Genomic DNA, 20,447 nt, shown 5'->3' with positions numbered 1-20,447 from the left:
GTTGTAAGGCAACTATTTTGAAGGGTGCTAATCCAGGCCAAATGCAGGGCACAGCTATACTGGCCTCCAATCAGTGCGTCGCCCAGCTCTGGCACCACGCGGCCATCTGATCCCCGGAACTTCTATGTCCAGACCTAAAACAGACAATCGGGCTCCGGCCCCGGAAAGTGAATCTTCCGAAGCGCAAGACTTGCGCGCTCAGCGTCCGCCACGACTGGCCGACCAACTCTACGATCGGTTGCTACAGCAGATCACCTACGGAAAATATCCCGAAGAAAGCCGGCTGCCTTCCGAGATGGATTTGTGCGCGACTTTCGGCGTCTCCCGCCCCGTGGTGCGCGAAGCGCTATTCAGGTTGCAGGCAGACGGCGTCATTATTTCCCAGCGCGGCGCCGGATCGTATGTGCGTCGGCGGCCCAGCCCTGAACTAGTGAAACTGGCGCCGATCGGTGGGCTGGCCGAGCTGGTGCGCTGCATGGAATTGCGCAGTGCGCTAGAGGGCGACGCCGCCTGCATGGCGGCTACACGTCGCACCGAAGGCGATCTGCAAGCCATGGCCACTGCGCTGGAAGACATGCGCGTCGCTTTCGATGCACGCCAGGTGGGCAACGAAGCGGATTTCCGGTTCCACCAAGCGATCGCGAACGCCTGCGGAAATGACTTGTTCGTGACGATGCTGCAATCGCTATCCAAGCAGATATTCGATTACATGCGCGTGATGCGCAGCCTGGCGTTATCCAGCGCGGTCACCCGCGGCCAACAAGTGCAGCGAGAGCACGAGCGCATTTTTCAAGCCATCAGCAAGCAGCAGCCCGAAGAGGCTCGCGACGCGATGCGCGAGCATATCCACAACTCCAGGATGCGGACGCTGGACGCAAGCTTTTCGCCCACGGTCGCGCGCAAGCGTTAAGGGCAAGTCCATGGCTGGCGTTTCGCCGACCCGCGCCCGGTGGCGGGCTACTCGCTGATATGGTTGAACTGCACCGAATCAGGTGCGATACCCCCCTGGTGCAGACGCGCGTCCAGGTCCTCTTGCCCACCATCGGGAACGCCCACTTCAGGCAATTCCAGCCAGTTCGCCAGTTCGCGCTTTGCCTGGCTCATTTCCGAAATGCCGCCGTTGACCAAGGCGACACCGTCGCCGCCGTCAAGTTTGCGATAGCTGATCTGCGTTTTCATTTTTCTCTCCTGGTGCGTGGGTTATTCCGGCTTGGGCGCCGGCAGGCCTAGTTCTCGGTAGTCGCGAAGTTCCGGGCTGCCTTCGGGCGGCGGGTTCTTTTCCAGGTCGGCGATAAGCTGTTCCATTTCGCCTATTTCCTTGACCTGTGCCCGGATGATTCCATCCGCCAGTTTGCGAACGCGCGGGTCGCGAATGTGCGCGCGTTCACTGGTCAGAATCGCAATGGAGTGGTGGGGGATCATGGCCCGCATGTACGATATATCGTCCACCGTGGCTTGGCTGCGCACCAGCCACAATGCGGCGGCGAAGGCCGCCACGCTGCCGATGACGATGCCCAGGTTGATGCGCCGGTTGCGATACATTGACAGCATGAACCCCAGCATGACCACCGCCATGACGGCGCCCATGATCACGGCCATCCACAGCCGCGTCTGGCTGAAATAGATATGCGACAGGGCATAGACGTTCAAGTACATCAAAACGTACATGATGACGGTTGCGACGGCGATCATCAGCGCGAAGCGGGCGTAGCCCCTCTTCTGACTTTTGTTTGACGGTTTTTCCATCGGCGATCTCCCGTGGTACGCGCCTGGTGCTGCGCCAGCCCCTGCGCAGTGTGAGCAAAGGCGATTCGGCTACGGTGCAGCAAGTTTTGTTCCGAGCGTGCGAATCGCCAGATAATCACCTACCGGGCACGCCAGATCCTTCCTCGTTACAAGCCTTCAGAATGACTGACATTGAAAGCCGCCACATCGACGAAATCGCTGCCTTGCTGGCGGTGGCCGCCGAGCGTTCCTTCGCCTCGGCGGGCCGGTCGCTGGGCCGCCATCCAACCATCATCTCCAAACGAATCGCGTCGCTGGAAGTTCGCCTTGGCGTCAGGTTGGTGGAACGAACGACCCGGCAGGTGCAACTGACCGAGGCCGGCAAAAGGCTGGCCGACAAGCTCAAGGTTGCCATGGACCTGCTGGACGAGGCGCAGTTGGAAGCGGCCGAGCAGGCTCGTGAATTGCACGGCACGCTAAGAATCGCGTTGCCGGCGACGATGGGACGCCAATGGCTTGCGCCGCGCCTGCCGTCCTTCATGCGCTTGCATCCGAAGCTGGTGCTCGACGCGCAATACAGCGACGCGATCATCGACCTGGTGGAGGGCGGCTTCGATGCCGCCATCCGGATCGGGCACTTGCCCGACAGCCAACTGGTTGCCAGAAAGCTCGCAAGCCATGAACGCATCCTGGCCGCCTCGCCCGAATTCATTGAACGCCATGGTATGCCCAGGAAACCCGCCGACCTGCAAAAGCAAAACTGCCTGGGCAACCCCAGCCTGAACTCGTTTCCGATGTGGCGGCTTTCAGATGGCCGGCGAGTGGAAACCATCCGTGCAAATGGCACGCTGCGCACCAACGACCCCATCGCGCTGCTTGAGGCCGCCCGGGCGGGCGTCGGAGTGATCGGTGCCGGAGAGTGGTTGGTCGCCCGCGACCTGGCGGCGGGCACCTTGGTGCGGGTGCTTCCGGCATGGACGTTCGACCGGGAAGGGGGCATTTATCTGGTCCGACCCACGCGGCGCTATGCACCGGCAAGGACGGAGGCGTTTGCCGATTGGATTGCAGAGGTGTTTCGCCACGTTCCCTGGTCCGGCAATGCGCAAGCCTAGCGTCGCATTGCGCCATTGCTGCATCCCGTGCAGCAATGACCTGCAGCCAGGAGCTATGGCGGCGAACAGGCCATTCGCGTGAAAATTCCTTTATTCACTACATCACGATAAAGGAAACGTTCATGCCTCACCTCTCAACCGCGCTGCGCACCGGATCCCTGCTGTTTCTGTCGGGCCAGTTGGCATTCGACGACAAGGGCGAGATTCACGGAGACGTCAGCGAGCAAACGGCGTTGATATTGGCGCACCATGCCGATGTGCTTGCACAGCATGGATTGGGGCTGGAAAACGTGGTCAAGGCAAGCGCCTGGGTCACGGAGCAAGCGGACTTCGCTTCCTTCGATCAGGCCTTTGGGAAGGCATTTGGACAACACCGCCCGACCCGTTCGACGGTTGTCTCCCAACTCGCGGTGAATGGCGCAAAGGTCGAAATCGACTTGATCGCTTCCTTCGAACCCATCCACGCGCAAGCCTGAAGCGTCTGGCGGGGCTCGTGGCTGCATGACACAAAGGAAAGACATGGACGTTCTGCATATCGCGGCATTCTCGGCCGGATCGTCCGGCGGCAACCCCGCAGGGGTCGTTATTTGTGAAGCGCTGCCCCCGGCGGATGAAATGCAGCGCGTTGCCCAGCAGGTCGGTTATTCGGAAACCGTGTTTGCGGCGCCGCTGCAAGACGGGTGGCGGGTGCGCTACTTCTCGCCGCTGGTCGAGGTGGATTTTTGTGGGCACGCCACCATCGCGCTGGGCGCGGCGTTGGCAAAACGACAGGGTTCGGGCACGTTCGCGCTTCAACTCAATCAGGCGGAAATCACCGTTGATGGATACGACTCGCAGGCGGCGTGGAGCGCATCGTTTCGGTCGCCTCCCACGCGAAGCGGCGGTGTCCCAAAGCCCTTGCTTGATGAGGCCCTGGCGCTCTTCAACCTGCATCAAGCCGACCTTGATCCACGGATACCGCCCGCGCTGGCCCATGCCGGTGCCAACCATCTTGTTCTGGCTTTGCGGTCACGCGACGCGCTAAGCCGTATGAACTACGACATCGCGCAAGGCCAATCCTTGGCCAGCCGTGAAAACCTGACCACGTTTTGCCTGGTCTACGCCGAACAAGATCAACACTTTCATGTGCGCAATCCGTTCCCGCTGGGCGGCGTGTTTGAAGACCCCGCCACGGGCGCCGCCGCCGCCGCGCTGGGCGGCTATTTGCGTGATATCGGCTGGCCTCATGGGGCAAGCATCCGTATTGATCAAGGCGACGACATGGGCATGCCCTGCCGTATCCGTGCCGACATCGGCGCGGCAAGCGGCGAAGGCGTCCGCGTTTCTGGCAATGCTCGGCTGATGACACAGCCTTGAATGGCATTGCGGCCATCAACTTAACCTAGCGCCCGCGTGGCGTACAAGAAGGAATGCAGATGAAAGCAGTGGGTTTTTGGACGAAAGGCTTGCCTAGCAGCGATGAGCGCTCGCTAGAAGATTTGCAATTGGCCGACCCTGCGCATCCGCAAGGCCGCGATCTGCTGGTGCGGGTGCATGCCGTGAGCGTCAATCCGCGCGACGTCAAAAGCCGCATGAGCATGGACCCGTCAAACGGCGCCCCCGTGGTGCTGGGCTACGATGCCTCTGGCGTTGTCGAGGCCGTTGGGCCAGAGGCAAGCCTCTTCAAACCGGGCGACGAGGTCTATTACGCCGGCGTCCTGAATCGCCAAGGCGCCAATGCTGAACTGCAACGGGTAGATGAGCGAATCGTCGGCAGAAAGCCCGCCACGCTTGACCACGCCACCGCCGCCGCGCTTCCCCTGACCTCGCTGACCGCCTGGGAAATGTTGTTCGACCGCCTGTCCTTGCCGCCCGACGGCGGCGCCGGCGAAAGCCTGCTCGTGATTGGCGGGGCGGGCGGCGTGCCGACGATGGCCATTCAAATCGCGCGCCAGCTTACGCACGTCACGGTTGTTGCCACGGCATCCCGGTCCGAGAGCGAAGCCTGGGTGCGTTCGATGGGCGCCCACCATGTCATCAATCACTTTCACCCCTTGCCCACGCAGCTTGAGGCTATCGAAGCCCTTGCTCCGGTCACCCGGATCTTCTCTACCCACACCACGCCGAAGAATTGGGCCGAGATGGCACAGGTCATCGCGCCGCAGGGCCGCCTTGGGCTGATCGACGACCCCGAGCCTTTGGACCTGCGCCTGATGAAGTTCAAGAGCGTGTCGATGCACTGGGAGGCGATGTTCACTCGCCCCATGCACGCCACGGCCGACATGCAGCGGCAGCACGACATCCTGAACACCGTGGCGGACTTGATCGATAACAAAACCTTGGTTGCGCCGCGTGTCGCGTCCTACGGGACGATCAACGCCGCAAACCTGCGCAGGGCGCACGCGGCGCTTGAAGACGGCCACACGGTCGGGAAGATCACGCTCGCGGGCTTTTGACAGGACGTCGTCATGGACATTGATATCGCCAAAGCCGCTTCCGCGATGCTTGTGCAGCACTGGCAAGCGGGCACGGTATTGGATTGCCTGCCGACGCCGCTGCGGCCCGCTTGCCCCGAAGACGGCTACCTGATTCAGGCGCAAATTGAAGCCATCAGCGCAAAGCCCTTGTTTGGTTGGAAAATTGCGGGCACAAGCGTGGCGGGACAACGCCACATTGGCATTGACGGCCCGATAGCGGGGCGCTTGCTCAGCGAGATGGTCTACGGCGACGGGGACGCCGTGCCTATCGGCGCCGATCGCATGCGCGTCGCGGAAGCCGAGTTCGCGTTTCGCATGGGGCGCAGCCTTGCTCCGCGAGCCCGTCCGTACGATGTCCTGGAAGTAATGGACGCGGTATCGGCGCTGCATCTGGCCATCGAGATACCGGATTCCCGCTACCAGGACTTTGTCACCATCGGCGGGCCGCAGTTGATTGCCGACAATGCCTGCGCGCACCGCTTCGTGCTGGGCCCCGAGGCACCCGCGATGTGGCGCGAGCTAGACCTGCCGCGCCATCGCGTGTTGGGGCGTGTGGGCAAGACTTTCAAGCGGGAAGGTATCGGCGAAAACGTGCTGGGCGACCCCCGCATTGCGCTGACCTGGCTGGCGAACGAACTGTCTCGGCTTGGCGTAACGCTCGGCGCGGATCAGGTGGTGACAACGGGGACGTGCCTTGCCCCCATGGACATCAGCGCGGGCGATGTCGTGGCGGTGGATTACGGATCGCTCGGCAGTCTGTCATGCCGGATCCAGGGCCCCGGCTGACCAATGCGAGCGATCCGGCTCAGATCACTTTGCCGGGTCTTTGATCGCTTTCCGCAGCGCGCGAGCCATGTCCAGGTGGTGCTTCAACCGGGGCAGCGTGTCGGCGGCGAAGTGCTTCAGGTCGTCGTCCGTGGCGTGCGCGGCGGCCTCTTCGAATAATTCGATGGCGTCCTCGTGCGCGTCAACGCCAATCTCATCGCCGTAGGCCTCGTCAAACCCGTCGTCCCGCAGCTCCAGTGCTTTCAGCTTGGCGGCCTGGATCAGGGACGGCTGCGTGGGCGTTTCGTAACCCTTCTTTTTGACAAGCGCCTGGATCTGCTCGCCGAGCTTTGTGTGGTCATCGATCATCTTCTGGGCGAATTGCTTGACCTGCGGGCTTCGGGATTTTTGCAAGGCGAGCTTGCCGCCCGCGATTTCCATATAGCCGGATTCCGCCGCCTTGGTCAGAAAGCCGCGGTCTTCGCTGTTCAACTTGGTGATCGCGGCGGAAGAGTCCGCAGCGCCTGAAGCAGGGGTGGGTTGGGCGAATGCGTAGCCTGGCGCGCCCAGGGCAAAGGCAATGCAAAGGGCTGCGTTCAATAGGGGCTGGTTCATTCTGATCTCCTGGATGACACCCACAGGCAGACGGCGGCCGGTCATTCCGGGCAAGCCTTGCAGAGGCGTCGCCAGGCATGCGGAGCAAGCCGCATGCCCGCCGCATCCGGCGGTGTACAGGGCTTTGCGGCAAGCCGCTAGGGCGCGGACGGTAGCAATTGCATCCCCGTGCGGCGGACGAATTCCTCGTAGCTGATCGGGGCGCTTTCTTTCGCGCTGGCGTTGTTGGCCTGCCAGTGCACCCAAGAGCGTCGCGTGGTGGCGTCGTACACCACTTTGTAGACATGGCTGGGTACCGCAACGCCAAAGCCGATGGATGCGGGCTTGCTGGCGTAGTAGGGGCCGGTATAGACGTACACATCGCCCGCCGCGCGCATGACGTACTTGCGCGTGTCTTGTTCGATGCGGCTCCAGGGGCCAGCGTTCTGCGTCTGATTTTGCGGCACCATGTTGGCAAGCGAAAAGCTCTGCGCCATGGCGTCTCGGGAATACATATCGCCCGCGGGCGCCATGTGGCCGCGTGAATAGCCGGAACCCTTGTAGTCGTCCAGGGTGGCGCGTTCGGCACTGGGCAGGCGCGCTTCGGCGTAGAACTTGTCGGTGCGCTCGAGCCCCTGCGCCTGCGTCAGCAGCTTGCGGTTCAGACGCTCGGCGACAAATACCGGTGTTTTGGTCTGGCCGTTGTGCAGGACGGCAAAAGCCGAAAAGCAAAGCTCGCGCAGCGCGCCGGCGGAGGGCACGACGGGCAGGTTGCCCGATGGGAAAAACTGCGGGCAATCGGCGAAGCGGGTGTGAGTCAGCGCCCCTGAAGGGATGGCCGCTGGGGCAAACTTTTCCTGTGCCGGCCACCCCAGGCGCGCCAGGATGGCGTCTGGCGAGAATTGCACGGGCCATTGCGGCTTCAAGACATAGGTGGTGGCGCCGAAGCTGGCCAGTGACGAAACCAGAAGCGCCCTGAAGAACCGATAGGTACGGCCGGCCGATTTGCTATTGCCCCGAGCTACCGGGCGTTTTCTTTTTGAAGCTGTTTTCTTCGCGCGCGTCATGCTACCTGTGTGTTGCGGGCTGGGCCACCGTAGGGCCAGCGTCGCCGAATTGTAGATGACTGACTGCGGGCGACCGCAAGTCCAGCTCGCCGCAACTACAGTTCGTCACAACACCAGTTTCAAGCCGATCGCAAACATCACCACGCCCACGCAGCCATCCAGCACCCGCCAGGCGCTGGGGTTTGCAAACAGCGGGCGGAGCAGGCGGGCGCCATAGCCCAGCGTGAAGAAAAACGTGAACGACGCGCACATGGCGCCCAGCGCGAATGCGGTTTTGGCGCCGTCGTACTGGCTGGAGATCGATCCCAGCAGCACCACGGTGTCCAGGTACACATGCGGGTTGAGCCAGGTGAATGCCAGGCAGGCGGCCAGCGTGGCGGCAAGCCCGCTGGTTTGCCGGGTGGAGGGCGCCAGGCTGTCGTGCTGCGCGCGCAGGGCTGCGCGCAAGCTGCGTGCGGCGTAGACGAAGAGGAACAACGCGCCGCCGTATCGCATGGCGGGTTCCAGCCAGGGCAGGGTGTCGGCCGCCAGCCCAAAGCCCGCCACGCCCACCCCGATCAAGATCGCGTCGGAGACGGCGCAGGTCAGGCATACCGCGAACACATATTCCTGGCGCAACCCCTGTCGCAGGACGAAAGCGTTCTGCGCGCCAATGGCGACGATCAGGCTAAGGCCGAGCAGAAAGCCGGGAATGAATGCGGTCGTCATGGCAACTCTCGTGGCAACCCTTATGGAAAGGGCGACAGACTAGCCGCTGGCGGAGGATTAGAAAAACTAAATAAGCTAAATCAACGTTAGTTGGCCTAAACAAGCGCTGCGGCCGATAGAGAGCGTGTCACGCCGACGCCCGGCCCGCCGCGACCAGATGATCCAGCAACAGGCTGGCCGCCGCCGACAGCGAATGTGCGTCGCGCATGCAGATGGCGAAGCGGCGATGGCTCCAGGGGTCGTGCAGTGGCAACACGCGCAGGCCATGCGCCATGGCGTAGGGCGTGGCCACCTCGATCGGTGCCACGCTGATGGCCAAGCCCGCCAGCACGACGCGGAACGCGGAGTCGAAATTACTGACGGTGACGCGGTGGCGCAAAGACTTGCCGCTTTGGTTGGCCGCGGTTTGCAACATGCGCAGGACCGCGCCGGCGGCGGGCATGTTCACGTGCTCGTAGTCCAAGGCCTCGTCGAACCAGACCGCGTCGCGCTCGGCCAGCGGATGATCGGGCGCGGTGACGACAGCCAGACGGTCGCCCCGGTATGGCCGGGTGTCCAGCCCATGAAAGTCGGCGGCGTCCCAGCAGATGCCCAGGCTGGCGATGCCGCCTTTGACCTCGCGCACGACGTCCTGGCTGACGCGCTCTTCCATGTCCACGCGGATGTTGCGGTGGGGGGCGGCTTGCAGGAATGTCGCGATGTCCTCGGCCAGGGATTCCGCCAGAACGGACGCGGTGGCCAGGATGCGCACCTGCCCCTTCACGCCGCTGGCGTAGGCCGACATGTCGCGTTCAATGCGTTGCGAGCTGGCCAATATCGCGCGGGCGTGTTCCAGCAGGGTTTCGCCGGCCTCGGTGGGTTCGACGCCCCGACGCTTGCGCGTCAACAGCTTGGCGCCCACGGTGTCTTCCAACTGCGCCAGCCGTTTGCTGATGGCCGAACCGACGATGTTGGCGCGTTGGCCGGCACGGGCGATGTTGCCGGTTTCACAAACAGAGATGAACAGGCGCAGGGTGGTGATGTCCAGGTCGCGCATGGCGGAGCCGCCTTCTTTAGATGTTCCGGAATGGAATATTAGTCGTTCCGGAATACCGCTTGTGCGTGAATCGAGAATATCTAAACTGGCTTGGTCGCTCGATAAATGCCTTTCTGGATAACGCCGCCGCCATGCCGATTTCCCCGTCTTCCTGTTTTCCGACCAGCGCCATCGTGCGCGAAGTGGGGCTGCGCGACGGCTTGCAGAGCTTGTCCGTCGTGATGCCCACGCAAACCAAGCTTGAATGGATCGATGCCGCCTACGCGGCCGGCCAGCGCGAGATTGAAGTCGGGTCATTCGTACCCGCCCGCTTGTTGCCCCAGTTGGCGGATACTGAGACCTTGGTGGCCCACGCCAAACGCCAGGACGGATTAACGGTGTCGGTCTTGGTGCCCAACTTGAAAGGCGCCGAACGCGCGCTGGCCAGCGGCGCGGACCTGATGCTGGTGCCCTTGTCGGCCAGCCATGCCCATAGCTTGGCCAACCTGCGCAAGACCCCGGATGAGGTGGTGGCGATGGTGGGCCAGATGCGCGCGGCGCGCGATGCGGCCGGGTCGTCGATGCTGATTGAAGGCGGGGTGGGCACGGCGTTCGGCTGCACCTTGCAGGGCCATGTCCCGCCGCAGGAAGTATTGCGGCTGATGCAGGCCTTGCTGGATGCGGGCGCCGACCGCGTCAGCCTGGCCGATACGGTGGGCTACGCCGACCCCGCTGCGGTGCGGCGGCTTTTCGACGAGGCGCGCCGCCTGGCGGGCGACCGCCTGTGCTGCGCGCACTTTCATGACACGCGGGGCTTGGGGCTGGCCAATGTGCTGGCCGCGTTAGAAACGGGCGTGTCGCGTTTTGACGCTTGCCTGGCGGGCATTGGCGGCTGCCCGCATGCTCCGGGGGCCAGCGGCAATGTCAGCACGGAAGACCTGGTTTTCATGCTGGAAAGCATGGGCATTGCAACCGGCGTGGACATCAGTCGATTGTTGGCGCTGCGCCAGAAGGTTGGCGTCTGGCTGCCCGATCAGCCCTTGCACGGCGCACTGTGGCAGGCCGGCCTGCCCAAGACATTCCATTCCCTATCCGTTGCGGCCGCCTGATTGCCTCCGTCAACATCTTTCGAGCTTTCCCATGCCACAACCAATTCAAGATACCGCTACGCCCCTTTCACCTCATGCGCTGCCGCTGGCCGGCTTGCGCGTGGTCGAATTCACGCACATGGTGATGGGCCCGACCTGCGGCATGGTGCTGGCCGACCTGGGCGCCGAAGTCATCAAGGTGGAACCGGTGCGGGGGGATCGCACCCGGCATCTGCTGGGCGTGGGCGCCGGCTTCTTCCCGATGTTCAACCGCAACAAGAAGAGCATCGCGCTGGATATCCAAAGCCCTGAAGGCGCCGCCGCCGCGCGCAAGCTGGCGGCCAGCGCCGACGTGGTGGCCGAGAACTTTCGCCCCGGCACGATGGCCAAGTACGGGCTGGACTACGCCTCGCTGTCGCAGGACAACCCCCGGTTGATCTACGTCAGCCACAAGGGCTTTCTGCCCGGCCCCTACGAGATGCGCACCGCCCTGGACGAAGTCGTGCAGATGATGGGCGGGCTTGCCTATATGACCGGCCGGCCCGGCGATCCGGTGCGCGCGGGCACCAGCGTCAACGACATCATGGGCGGCATGTTCGGTGCCATCGGCGCCATGGCCGCGCTGATCCAGCGGGGCATTACGGGGCGTGGGCAGGAAGTGCAGTCGGCCCTGTTCGAGAACAACGTCTTCCTGGTGGGCCAGCACATGCTGCAGTACGCCATTACCGGCCAGCCGTCCGCGCCGATGCCCGATCGCGTATCCGCCTGGGCGCTGTACGACGTATTCACCGTGAAAGATGGCGAGCAGATCTTCCTGGCGGCCGTCAGCGATGCGCAATGGGTCACCTTCTGCGATGCCTTCGGATTCGATGACTTGAAGCGGGATCCGGCCCTGGCCACCAACAACGACCGGGTGCGTCTGCGCCCCACTTTGCTGGCCGACCTGCGCGAGCGTTTGGCCGGCTACAGCGCAGCCGAGCTATCAAGCGTATTCGAGCGCATCGGCTTGCCGTTCGCCCCCATCGTGAAGCCCGAAGCGCTTTACGACGACCCGCATCTGCGCGCCACGGGCGGGCTGGCCGACATCCGGCTGCCCGACGGCGAACGCGCCGGCCAGACCGCGGGTGCGGCCCTGTTCCCGTTGATGATGGACGGACACCGGCTGGGCGTGCGGCTGCATCCGCCGACCTTGGGCGTGGACACGGACGCCGTGCTGGCGGACTTGGGTTATGACGCAACGCAGATTGCGGCGCTGCGGGAGCAGGGCGCGGTAGCGTGATGGGAAACAAAAAACCAACAGGAGACAAACATGAGCAATCAACGCGCGGGGTGGAGCCGCCGACAAATGCTGGGCGCGCTGGGTGTGGCGATGCTGGGCGCGCCAGCCCTGGGCAGGGCGCAATCGGACCGGCCCATCAAATTCATCCTGCCCGTGGGGGTGGGGTCGGGCGTGGACACGATCACGCGGTCGGCCGGCCCGGCGCTGTCCGCGGCGCTTGGGCATACGGTCGTGGTCGAAAACCAGCCGGGCGCGGGCGGCATTGTGGGCACGTCCGCGTTAGTGCGGTCTGCGCCGGACGGCTACACGCTAAGCATGCTGTCGAACAACCATGTGATTTTTCCCAGCGTCTATAAGTCTTTGCCGTTCGACCCGCTGAACGACATTACACCGATCAGCATGGTGGGCATGACGCCGTTCCTGATCGTGGCCAACCCAAAGCAGATCGCCGCGGGCAACCTCAAGGAACTGACCACATTGCTGTCGCGCGAACCCGGCCGCTATAACTATGCCTCGTCGGGCAATGGCACCATTCTGCATCTGGCCGCCGAGATGTACGTGCAGCAGGCGGGCGTCAAGGCGCGCCATATTCCCTATAAGGGCGTGGGTCCCATGATGGCGGACCTGATAGGCGGGCAGGTGGATTTCGGCGTCTTGTCGCTGCCTTCGGTGCTGCCGCAGATAAAAAGCGGGGCGCTCAAGGCGCTGGCGGCTTGTGGTGGCGAACGAATGGCGGCCTTGCCTGATTTGCCCACGGCGCGTGAGCAAGGGCTGGAGAATTACGAGATCGGTGGTTGGTTCGCCGCGGCGGGGCCGGCCAAATTGCCGGCGGCCGATGTGCGCCGCATTTACGACGCATTGGGCCGGGCATTCAATTCGCCCGAGGTCAAACAGGCCATGGCGGCGCAGAACAACCGCATTCTGCTGATGCCCCCCGACCAGACGGCGGCGTACTTTCGTTCTGAAATGGCGAAGTACGCGGTCGTGGTGCGGGGAGCGGGGCTTGAGCTGATGTAGGGCAGGTGGCCCTTGACGGACAGGCGCGGGCTTAGCCGGTGTTTTGATCGGCCGCTCGTAGCAGGCCGTAGAGCTTGTCCTTGAGCAGCAGTTTTTCTTTTTTCAGCACCTCGATGTGGGCGCTTGAGGACGGCACCTTGCCGTCCTCCATATTCTGGATTTCCTGGTCCAGGTCGTTGTGACGCTGGAACAGGGCCGAGAAGTGCGCGTTCTCGGATTTCAGCTGCGTAATGAGTTGGCGATATTCAGGGAACATTGGGGCCTCTCTCTTGGGAACCCGTTGACGGGGACCGGCACGCGCCAAGCGCGGCGAGCGTCGGCGTCCTCATGACACGCCAACGACTGTTCATTGTCAACCCGCCCCCTGCCAGGGCGGGGCAAGCGGGTTGAGCAGGCGCAAGGGCGATGCGGCCAGACGCTGAATTTGTCGTTGATATTCACGTTTGATTACATGACCGGCTTAGCACGGCGATACACTCTGGCCCCCGTGGTCAGTCATATCGCAGACATGAAACAGCGCGCGTCCGGTGTTCGGCAAGTAGTAGAACTTTTCAGTAAGGACGGGCGCATCAACCCGGGAACCGGCATGATCAGCGGCGTCATTGCCCTGTTCCTGGCCATCCTGGCCGTGCTGGGGGTGCTGGCTTTCCACTTTCCCGCCTATCTCACCACGCCGGAGCTGCGCGCTTTCTACTCCGTGGAAGCGATGCGCACGCTGCTGTTTTCCGCGCTGCTGGTGTCGGGCTCCATTGCGCTTGCCAATACCGTGCTGGGCCGTCAGCGCTGGCTGAACATCTCGGCCTTCGCGCTGGTGTGCTGCGCGGTGGCGGCGGGCGGTAGCCAGGTGGTGGTGACCTCGTCCAACACCGGCAACCACCCGTACCTGGGCCTGGACTGGTTCATCCTGGATCTGTTGGCGTCCAGCATGGTCTTCATCATCGTCGAGAAGTTGACGCCGCTGTATCCCGGCCAGCCCGTGTTTCGCGGGGAATGGCAGGTGGACATGAAGCACTTCCTGTTCAACCACCTGTCGGTGGGCGCGGTGCTGCTGTGCATCAACTTCTTCATCCACCGGCTGTTTTCCTGGGCGGCGTATGAGCCCTTGCAGGCGGCCATCCAGTCGATGCCTTATGTGCTGGAACTGTTCGTGGCGGTGCTGGTGGCGGACCTGGCGCAGTACGCGGCGCATCGGGTCTATCACGAGGTGCCGTTCATGTGGCGCTTTCATGCGGTGCATCACAGCACGCGCACGCTGGACTGGCTGGCCGGTTCACGCCTGCACATTGTTGAACTGCTGATCACGCGCGTGGCGGTGTTGGGCGTGCTGTTCGTGCTGGGGTTTTCGAAGGCGGTGCTGGATGCCTACATCATCATCGTCGGGTTCCAGGCCGTGTTGATCCATTCCAACGTGAAGCTGCCGTGGGGCTGGCTGCGCTACATCATCGTGACGCCGGATTTCCATCACTGGCACCACTCGTCAGACACCGAAGCCATCGACAAGAACTACGCCGCGCACTTCTCGTTCATCGATTACGCCTTTGGCACCGCCGTGCGCGGCGTGGGCAAGCGCTTGCCCGAGAACTACGGGATTCTGGATAACGACATGCCGGGGACCTTCCTGGCGCAGCAGGCGTACCCCTTCGCGCGCAAGCGCTAGAGGGTGATGCCCGCTACAGCATCTTGACCGCGCGCCCGATGAATTGAATCGGGCCGGTGGGCTTGCCGATGGGCGAGCCGGTCTTGGGTTCAAGCGTCAGCTCGAAAAGCTGGTTGGGTTCCAACGGCGGCAGCTTGTCCAGCGGGATCAGGACCGGCTCGCCGGGTTTGACCAGGCCCAGCGATACGGGGCCGGCCCAGCCGTCGGCCTTGGTCCAGAATTCCAGCGCACGATCCGGCGGCACTTCCGTGGCGGTGATGGGCACCAGTTGCACGGCACTTTGGCCAGCCTGCGCCTGCACCACCCAGCCGGGCGCCTGCGATTGCGGGGCCACCAACACCACCACATATTGCGGCGCGTCGGGCGTGGCCACCGGACGCAGCGCCAGCGTGCTGCCCAGGATCAGCACAGCCGCCATGCCACCCACGGCCAGGCTGCGCCAGAAAGCCAGACTGTCCCAGAGGCCGGGCTTGGGCGCGCTGCTCGACTTGAGGCTGGCAGCGGGCCGCGCCTGCGCCTGTGCCATATCCAGCGTGCGGGTAATGCGAGGCCAAAGGCTGGTCGAAGGTTCAACCGGTTCGGACAGGTTCGTCAAGGGCAGGAGCCTGGCTTCCCAGCGTGCAACCGCCGCGCGCAGGCCCGCGTCGTGCGTCATGCGCGCCTGCGCGTCGCGGCGTTGGGTGGCCGACAAGGTGCCCAGCACGTATTCGCCGGCGAGTTCGTCGATTTCGTCATGGGAGGATTGCGGAGCGCTCATGCCAGGCACTCCTTAAGCGCTTGCAGGCTGCGCTTGATCCAGGCCTTGACGGTGCCCAGCGGCGCGCCCAGTCGCTGGGCGATTTCGCTATGCGTCAGCCCCTCTACGTAGGCATGCAGCACGCAATTGCGGCGCACCGGTTCCAGTTCTTCCAGGCAGGGGCCGATGCGTCCGGCGCTGGCGCGCCAGTCGAAGGCGTCGCGGGTGTCGTGCCAGGCTTCGATGGCGTCGCGCGCGTCCAGGGCGGCGGCCGCGTCGTCGTCAACGTCGGTTTCGCGGGCGGTGTCGCGCAGCGCATTCAGCGCCAGGTTGCGGGTGATGCTGTACACCCAGCCGCGTCCCGATCCGCGCGATGCGTCGAACGTGTCGGCCTGGTTCCAGATCTTGACGAAGGCGTCATGCACGATGTCCTCTGCCCAAGCGCGATCGCGCAGGAGTCGTTGGGCCACGCCCAGCAGGCGCGGGCCTTCTTGCCGATACAGCGCTTCCAGCGCGGGCCGGCGGCCGGCCGCGCAAGCCTGAAGGGCAGCTTCGTAATCGAAATCCGGGGTCAGGCGGTTCGGCATGCGAGAGCAGGGACGGTAAGGGAGCGGCCGCGCGAACCCGCCATGCGCGGTTGAAGGTTGCGCCATCTTACCGGACTCTCCAGCCGCTGGCCCGCCGATGGGGGCGGCGGGCCGGCGGGCTTAGTTCGCCTTCCAGAAAATGTAGTCGGCCTGGTACTTCACCACGCTTTTCTGGCCCAGCATCGCCGTGTTGCACGGCGTCTTCGGCGCCACGCCACCCTTGAGCGCAACGCGCTGGATGTAGGTCACACCCGTCATCGCGCCCGCGCCCATGGCCGGATTCGCCTGCACCAGTTGGTAGGGGATGTTGCCGTCGCCGGCCGGCGCCACGGCCAGTTGCTTACCGGTGACTTTCGAGCCGTCCATGGCTTCCCAGGTGGCGGGCGGGCCGTAGTACTTGCCCACCTGCTTGCCCATGCGGTCATTCAGGGCGGCGTTGGGGCCGGCGAATACCCATTCGGCCTGGTCCTTCATGTCGGCCTTGGCGCGGCATTCGTAGGTGATTTCGCCCACGCCCACGGTTTCCCAGGCGACCTTGTTGCCGGCCGGCACCTGGATGCTGGCAGGCAGGTTGGCTTGGGAATAGGCCATGGATTTGGAACTCATCGAGCCGCAGGCGGCCAGGAGCGACACGGCGAACAGGCCGGTAACGACGGGGATGCGGTGCGAACGTTGGGTCTTCATGAGCGGTCTCCAGCGACGTGAAAGGTCTGTAGACGACGCGCACCATGCGCGCCGGTACAGGTACTACACGCGGGAGACCGAATTGGATGCAGGCCGGATGCAAATATTTTTGCATCCGGCCTGTATGGGGGGGAAACGCGGCTTGGTCAGGCCGCCGCGCCCAGCGATTCTTCTTTCCAGCGCTGCTTGTCGCGCAGCGGCGGGGTGCCGAACAGGCGGCTGTATTCGCGGCTGAACTGCGACGAACTCTCGTAGCCCACGGCATGCGCGGCCAGCGCCACGCCCGCGTCATCGCTCAGCATCAGACGGCGGGCTTCCTGCAAGCGCAGGTGCTTCTGGTATTGCAGCGGGCTCATGGCGGTGGCCTGCTTGAAATGATGGTGCAAGGACGACACGCTCATGTGTACGTCGCGGGCGATTTCCTCCACGCGCAGCGGCTGGGCGTAGTTGTCGCGCAGGATGCGGATGGCCTTGGCCACGCGGTTCAACTGGCTGTCTTGCAGCACGGACTGGCGCAGCACCACGCCCTGGCCGTTCATCAGCAGCCGGTACAGCAGTTCGCGCTTGACCATGGGCGCCAGGATGGGGATGTCGCGCGGACTGTCCAACAGGCGCAGCAGCCGCAGCACCACGTCCAGCAGCGAGCCGCCCAGCGGATTCACGCTCAGCGCGCGTGACGCTTCCGCGGGCACCGGCGGCGGCAGGTTCTCGTCGCTGATCAGTTCGGCGATTTCCTCGGGGTTCAGATCCAGCCGCAGGCCCAGGTAGGGCAGCGTCGGGCTGGCCACCGACACCTTTGCCACCACGGGCAGGTCCACCGAGGAAATCAGGTAATGGAAGGGGTCGTACTCGAAACTCTCATCACCGATCAGCAGGCGTTTGGAACCCTGCGCGATGACCGCCAGCGCGGCTTTCTGCAGCCCCGGCTTGGCGCCGGTGGGCTGCGACAGCCGGTGCAGGTAGAGGCCTTCGATGGGCGTGTCCAGCGATCCTTCCAGATCGCCCGTCATCCGGTCCAGCGTGCAGAGGAGCTCTCGGCGGGCCGGTTCGTAAGCGATGTCCAAGGGGCCGGCGGTGACGGCGTCTTCGGGGGGAACGGTGGCGGATCGAGCGGTAGAGGGTAGAGCGGTAGAGGGTAGAGCGGTAGTAATAGGCATGGAGGCTCCGGAAGGCGCGCCGTCCGCGAGGCAAGCCGGCGGCGCCGCAGAGATTAGGGCGGGGTTCAGTGTATGCGCGGTCTAGTCGCGATGCACAGTTGCCTTTTTCGGAGTGGAGAAATGGGCAAAAAGTTCGGAGGATCGGGCGTATGCCTGATTCTCTGAAACGCTTGCCAGAGAATCAGGCAAAAAAAGGGCAGGATCAAGCAGCGCGCGCCGCCGCTCATCGACGCATACTGTTCCCATCCCGGCAAGCTGGCGTCCGGCGTCCCATCCCGGGGCGCACGGACCGGCGACGCCGCTGAAAGGAGCTCAACCATGCGATACAAGAAATTCGGCAGCACTGGCCTTTTCGTCTCGGAACTCTGCCTGGGCACCATGACCTTCGGCGGCGAAGGCGAGCTGTGGAGCAAGATCGGCAACCTGCAACAGGAAGACGCCAACCGGCTGGTGGGCCGGGCGTTGGACGCGGGCGTCAACTTCATCGACACGGCGGACGTTTATTCGGAAGGCCGTTCCGAAATCATCACCGGCCAGGCCCTGCGCGATTTGAAGGTGGCGCGCGACGACGTGGTCATCGCCACGAAGGTGTTCGGCCCGACTGGCGCGGGGGTGAATGCGCGCGGCAATTCGCGCGCTCACATTCTGGACGGTGTGAAGAAGAGCCTGTCGCGCTTGCAGCTGGATCACATCGACCTCTACCAGATCCACGGCTTCGATCCCGCCACGCCCATTGAAGAAACCGTGCGCGCGCTGGATACCCTGGTCCAGCACGGCCACGTGCGCTACGTGGGCGTGTCCAACTGGGCGGCCTGGCAAATCATGAAGGCGCTGGGCATTGCCGAACGCCTGGGGCTGGCGCGCTTTGAATCGCTACAGGCCTACTACACGATCGCGGGCCGCGATCTGGAACGTGAACTCGTGCCCATGCTGCAAAGCGAAGGCGTCGGGCTGATGGTGTGGAGCCCGCTGGCTGGTGGCTTGCTTAGCGGCAAGTACAGCCGCGACGGGGCCGCCGAAGCCGGCAGCCGCCGCGCCGCCTTCGACTTCCCGCCGGTGGACCGCGACCGCGCCTACGACAGCATCGACGCGCTCAAGTCCGTGGCCGATGCGCGCGGCGTATCCGTGGCGCAAGTGGCGCTGGCGTGGCTGCTGCATCAGCAAGTGGTCACCAGCGTCATCATCGGCGCCAAGCGGGTGGATCAGTTGGACGACAACCTGGCGGCAACCACCATCAAGCTGACGCAAGACGAGCTGGCGGCCCTGGACAAGGTCAGCGCGCTGCCGCCGGAGTATCCCGGCTGGATGCACGTGCGCCAGGGCGAATTTCGCCGCCAGCAGTTGATGGAGTCAGGCGCGGAGTAGGCGCGACGGGGGCTGGGCGGGGCTGGCGAGCGCACGTCAGCAATGATCGCCGGGCCCGGCGGCCGCGCATGTGGATGGCGCGGCCGCTAGTAGAATCCTGGCAGCTTTCACTACTGAAGACGCCAGATGACCCACCCGTTTTCCCCCGACGATGTGCGCGTCTTGCGCGAACACGGTATTGCGCTGTTCGCCAACCGCGTGCTGATCGCGGTGCAGCCGCCCTTGTCCGACGCGCGCATCGCGGACATTGAATCCGCCTGCGCCGGCCCCTTGCCACAAGCCTTGCGCGACCTGTGGCGCCTGACCGCTGGCGGCGAGCTGGCCTACGACTTGCACGCGCGGATGGACGGCAATGAAGAGGCCTTGAGCTGGTCCGAACTGTTCTACGACGGCAGCGACCACTATCGCGATCTGCAAGGCTGGATCGAACACGAACAAGAGTGCGCCGAAGTCGCCGCCGCCGAAGACGGCGAGACCTGGAACGGCACGCTGCGCTATCTGCCCATAGGCGGTTTTGAGTACTGCGACCGCATCTACGTGGCGACGGAGCCCGGCCCCCGCGCCGGCAGCATCGTGGCATGGAAGCAGGGCCTGCCCGGCTGGACGCATGCCTTGCAACAGGATGGCATTGCAACGATCGCGCCGGATCTGCATGCCGCCTTTGCCGCGCTGTGCCTGGAGACAGATCCGGAAGACGACCTGGATAGCCCCGGCGTGCGCGTGCTGGAGTATCTGGACGAACGGGTGTCGGACCATGGCATGCCGCAGGCACTGGCCGACGCGCTCGTCGCGTACTACCGGCGCGCGTTGGTGGACTGGCGTGGCCCGCTGGCGGCCGGCACGCTGATGCAATCGCCGCGTCTGGCCGGCCTGGCCTTGCAGCACGCGATAAGCAAGGATGACGCGGCGCTGGTGCGGCAATTGGCAGAGCAGGGCATGCGCTTCGACCAGCCCTTGCGAGGCAGCGCCACCCCGGTGGATGTGGCCTTGATGCGGCACGCCTGCGCTGCCGCCGACGCCTTGTTGCAAGCGGGCGCAGCGGTCAGCGCCACGGCCATTCATCGCTTTGATCGCAAGCCTCCGGCGGAACTCGTCGAGCGGCTGCTGGCGCAAGGCGCCCAAGCCGATGCCCTGGGCGTGGCCCGATGCGTTGCCTGCGGCGCGCCCGAGGCTGCGCGTCGCGTCGCGGCAGCCTGCGGTGACGGGATTGCCGCCGCGTTTGCCGAGGTGCGCGACGCCATGGCCAACAGCTACCAGGAGGATCTGCACAAGGTGCGCGCGGGCAAACTGGGCCACTACCTGGGCGCGGACGGCCTGGCCGAACGAATTGCCAACCTGAAGGCGTTTTCGTTATGACCTTGCGGGAGTCTCGCCTGCGGGGGTGATGCCCGCATTGCCCTCGTCCACGGCGCGTCGTCCCCGACTAGAATGTGCT

At 64.2% G+C, this 20,447-nt stretch carries 23 protein-coding genes; 12 read left to right on the top strand and 11 right to left on the bottom strand.

Translation table 11 applies throughout. From position 1 onward, the window contains the following. Positions 1 to 73: 73 nt before the first annotated feature. Complete coding sequence (locus P8T11_RS12345) at positions 74 to 910, top strand: FadR/GntR family transcriptional regulator (RefSeq protein ID WP_268081666.1); 837 nt, start codon at positions 74 to 76, stop codon at positions 908 to 910. Positions 911 to 957: 47 nt separating this feature from the next. Here the strand turns inward: P8T11_RS12345 and P8T11_RS12340 are convergent, their stop codons facing one another. Together P8T11_RS12340 and P8T11_RS12335 are read right to left on the bottom strand one after the other, a co-directional pair. Beyond that, positions 958 to 1,179, bottom strand: a complete 222-nt coding sequence (locus P8T11_RS12340) for a hypothetical protein (RefSeq protein WP_268081667.1) — start codon at positions 1,177 to 1,179, stop codon at positions 958 to 960. A gap of 21 nt (positions 1,180 to 1,200) precedes the next feature. Continuing rightward, positions 1,201 to 1,746, bottom strand: coding sequence for a DUF305 domain-containing protein (locus P8T11_RS12335; RefSeq protein WP_268081668.1), 546 nt, complete (start codon positions 1,744 to 1,746; stop codon positions 1,201 to 1,203). Positions 1,747 to 1,907: 161 nt separating this feature from the next. Here P8T11_RS12335 and P8T11_RS12330 point away from each other — a divergent pair, with 161 nt between their 5' ends. From P8T11_RS12330 to P8T11_RS12310, 5 genes are all read left to right on the top strand, one after another. Continuing rightward, positions 1,908 to 2,837: a LysR family transcriptional regulator gene (locus tag P8T11_RS12330; RefSeq protein WP_268081669.1), complete on the top strand. Its 930-nt coding sequence runs from the start codon at positions 1,908 to 1,910 to the stop codon at positions 2,835 to 2,837. A 122-nt stretch (positions 2,838 to 2,959) separates the two neighbouring features. Continuing rightward, positions 2,960 to 3,313: a RidA family protein gene (locus tag P8T11_RS12325; protein WP_268081670.1), complete on the top strand. Its 354-nt coding sequence runs from the start codon at positions 2,960 to 2,962 to the stop codon at positions 3,311 to 3,313. Between the two features lie 43 nt (positions 3,314 to 3,356). Then, the gene (locus P8T11_RS12320) at positions 3,357 to 4,193 is read left to right on the top strand and encodes a PhzF family phenazine biosynthesis protein (protein ID WP_268081671.1); all 837 of its coding nucleotides are present in this window, start codon (positions 3,357 to 3,359) and stop codon (positions 4,191 to 4,193) included. 59 nt (positions 4,194 to 4,252) lie between these two features. Then, positions 4,253 to 5,272, top strand: a complete 1,020-nt coding sequence (locus tag P8T11_RS12315; RefSeq protein WP_268081672.1) for a zinc-binding alcohol dehydrogenase family protein — start codon at positions 4,253 to 4,255, stop codon at positions 5,270 to 5,272. 12 nt (positions 5,273 to 5,284) lie between these two features. Then, positions 5,285 to 6,079: a 2-keto-4-pentenoate hydratase gene (locus P8T11_RS12310; protein ID WP_268081673.1), complete on the top strand. Its 795-nt coding sequence runs from the start codon at positions 5,285 to 5,287 to the stop codon at positions 6,077 to 6,079. Between the two features lie 24 nt (positions 6,080 to 6,103). Here the strand turns inward: P8T11_RS12310 and P8T11_RS12305 are convergent, their stop codons facing one another. The 4 genes from P8T11_RS12305 to P8T11_RS12290 form a co-directional block, all read right to left on the bottom strand. Further along, positions 6,104 to 6,718, bottom strand: a complete 615-nt coding sequence (locus tag P8T11_RS12305; RefSeq protein ID WP_268081674.1) for a DUF4142 domain-containing protein — start codon at positions 6,716 to 6,718, stop codon at positions 6,104 to 6,106. 92 nt (positions 6,719 to 6,810) lie between these two features. Further along, entirely contained in the window at positions 6,811 to 7,719 is a 909-nt protein-coding gene (locus P8T11_RS12300) for a DNA/RNA non-specific endonuclease (protein WP_268081675.1), read from the bottom strand. A 105-nt stretch (positions 7,720 to 7,824) separates the two neighbouring features. Continuing rightward, positions 7,825 to 8,427, bottom strand: coding sequence for a LysE/ArgO family amino acid transporter (locus P8T11_RS12295; protein ID WP_268081677.1), 603 nt, complete (start codon positions 8,425 to 8,427; stop codon positions 7,825 to 7,827). Positions 8,428 to 8,554: 127 nt separating this feature from the next. Next, positions 8,555 to 9,463, bottom strand: a complete 909-nt coding sequence (locus tag P8T11_RS12290; RefSeq protein ID WP_268081678.1) for a LysR family transcriptional regulator — start codon at positions 9,461 to 9,463, stop codon at positions 8,555 to 8,557. 131 nt (positions 9,464 to 9,594) lie between these two features. Between P8T11_RS12290 and P8T11_RS12285 the strand changes: the two genes are divergently transcribed. Genes P8T11_RS12285 through P8T11_RS12275 form a run of 3 tightly spaced genes read left to right on the top strand, consistent with a single transcriptional unit; the run spans position 9,595 to position 12,826 of the window. Further along, positions 9,595 to 10,551: a hydroxymethylglutaryl-CoA lyase gene (locus tag P8T11_RS12285; protein WP_268081679.1), complete on the top strand. Its 957-nt coding sequence runs from the start codon at positions 9,595 to 9,597 to the stop codon at positions 10,549 to 10,551. A 31-nt stretch (positions 10,552 to 10,582) separates the two neighbouring features. Next, positions 10,583 to 11,809 (top strand): CaiB/BaiF CoA transferase family protein, encoded by a 1,227-nt coding sequence (locus P8T11_RS12280; protein ID WP_268081680.1) that lies wholly within the window; start codon positions 10,583 to 10,585, stop codon positions 11,807 to 11,809. Between the two features lie 30 nt (positions 11,810 to 11,839). Further along, positions 11,840 to 12,826: a Bug family tripartite tricarboxylate transporter substrate binding protein gene (locus P8T11_RS12275; RefSeq protein WP_268081682.1), complete on the top strand. Its 987-nt coding sequence runs from the start codon at positions 11,840 to 11,842 to the stop codon at positions 12,824 to 12,826. Between the two features lie 31 nt (positions 12,827 to 12,857). On the opposite strand, the gene P8T11_RS12270 is transcribed toward P8T11_RS12275, so the two are convergent. Continuing rightward, a complete protein-coding gene (locus P8T11_RS12270) occupies positions 12,858 to 13,082 on the bottom strand; it encodes a YdcH family protein (RefSeq protein ID WP_050448397.1) in 225 nt (74 codons plus the stop codon). A gap of 252 nt (positions 13,083 to 13,334) precedes the next feature. On the opposite strand from P8T11_RS12270, the gene P8T11_RS12265 reads away from it, so the two are divergent. Further along, complete coding sequence (locus P8T11_RS12265; RefSeq protein WP_268081683.1) at positions 13,335 to 14,483, top strand: sterol desaturase family protein; 1,149 nt, start codon at positions 13,335 to 13,337, stop codon at positions 14,481 to 14,483. A gap of 13 nt (positions 14,484 to 14,496) precedes the next feature. On the opposite strand, the gene P8T11_RS12260 is transcribed toward P8T11_RS12265, so the two are convergent. From P8T11_RS12260 to P8T11_RS12245, 4 genes are all read right to left on the bottom strand, one after another. Continuing rightward, positions 14,497 to 15,240: an anti-sigma factor gene (locus P8T11_RS12260; protein WP_268081684.1), complete on the bottom strand. Its 744-nt coding sequence runs from the start codon at positions 15,238 to 15,240 to the stop codon at positions 14,497 to 14,499. Then, positions 15,237 to 15,806, bottom strand: coding sequence for a sigma-70 family RNA polymerase sigma factor (locus tag P8T11_RS12255; protein ID WP_050448395.1), 570 nt, complete (start codon positions 15,804 to 15,806; stop codon positions 15,237 to 15,239). The genes P8T11_RS12260 and P8T11_RS12255 overlap by 4 nt, the downstream gene beginning before the upstream one ends. Positions 15,807 to 15,926: 120 nt before the next feature. After that, a complete protein-coding gene (locus P8T11_RS12250; RefSeq protein WP_268081685.1) occupies positions 15,927 to 16,490 on the bottom strand; it encodes a DUF3455 domain-containing protein in 564 nt (187 codons plus the stop codon). Between the two features lie 146 nt (positions 16,491 to 16,636). Beyond that, positions 16,637 to 17,647 (bottom strand): AraC family transcriptional regulator, encoded by a 1,011-nt coding sequence (locus P8T11_RS12245; protein ID WP_268081686.1) that lies wholly within the window; start codon positions 17,645 to 17,647, stop codon positions 16,637 to 16,639. Positions 17,648 to 17,965: 318 nt separating this feature from the next. On the opposite strand from P8T11_RS12245, the gene P8T11_RS12240 reads away from it, so the two are divergent. Then, positions 17,966 to 19,012, top strand: coding sequence for an aldo/keto reductase (locus tag P8T11_RS12240; RefSeq protein WP_268081687.1), 1,047 nt, complete (start codon positions 17,966 to 17,968; stop codon positions 19,010 to 19,012). A 126-nt stretch (positions 19,013 to 19,138) separates the two neighbouring features. Then, complete coding sequence (locus tag P8T11_RS12235; protein WP_268081688.1) at positions 19,139 to 20,368, top strand: SMI1/KNR4 family protein; 1,230 nt, start codon at positions 19,139 to 19,141, stop codon at positions 20,366 to 20,368. Positions 20,369 to 20,447: the final 79 nt, after the last annotated feature.

This window comes from Achromobacter spanius (assembly GCF_029637605.1).
Lineage (GTDB): Bacteria > Pseudomonadota > Gammaproteobacteria > Burkholderiales > Burkholderiaceae_B > Achromobacter > Achromobacter spanius_E.
The sequence above is the reverse complement of the archived record's forward strand: the minus strand, read 5'-3'. Positions and strand labels throughout refer to the sequence as shown.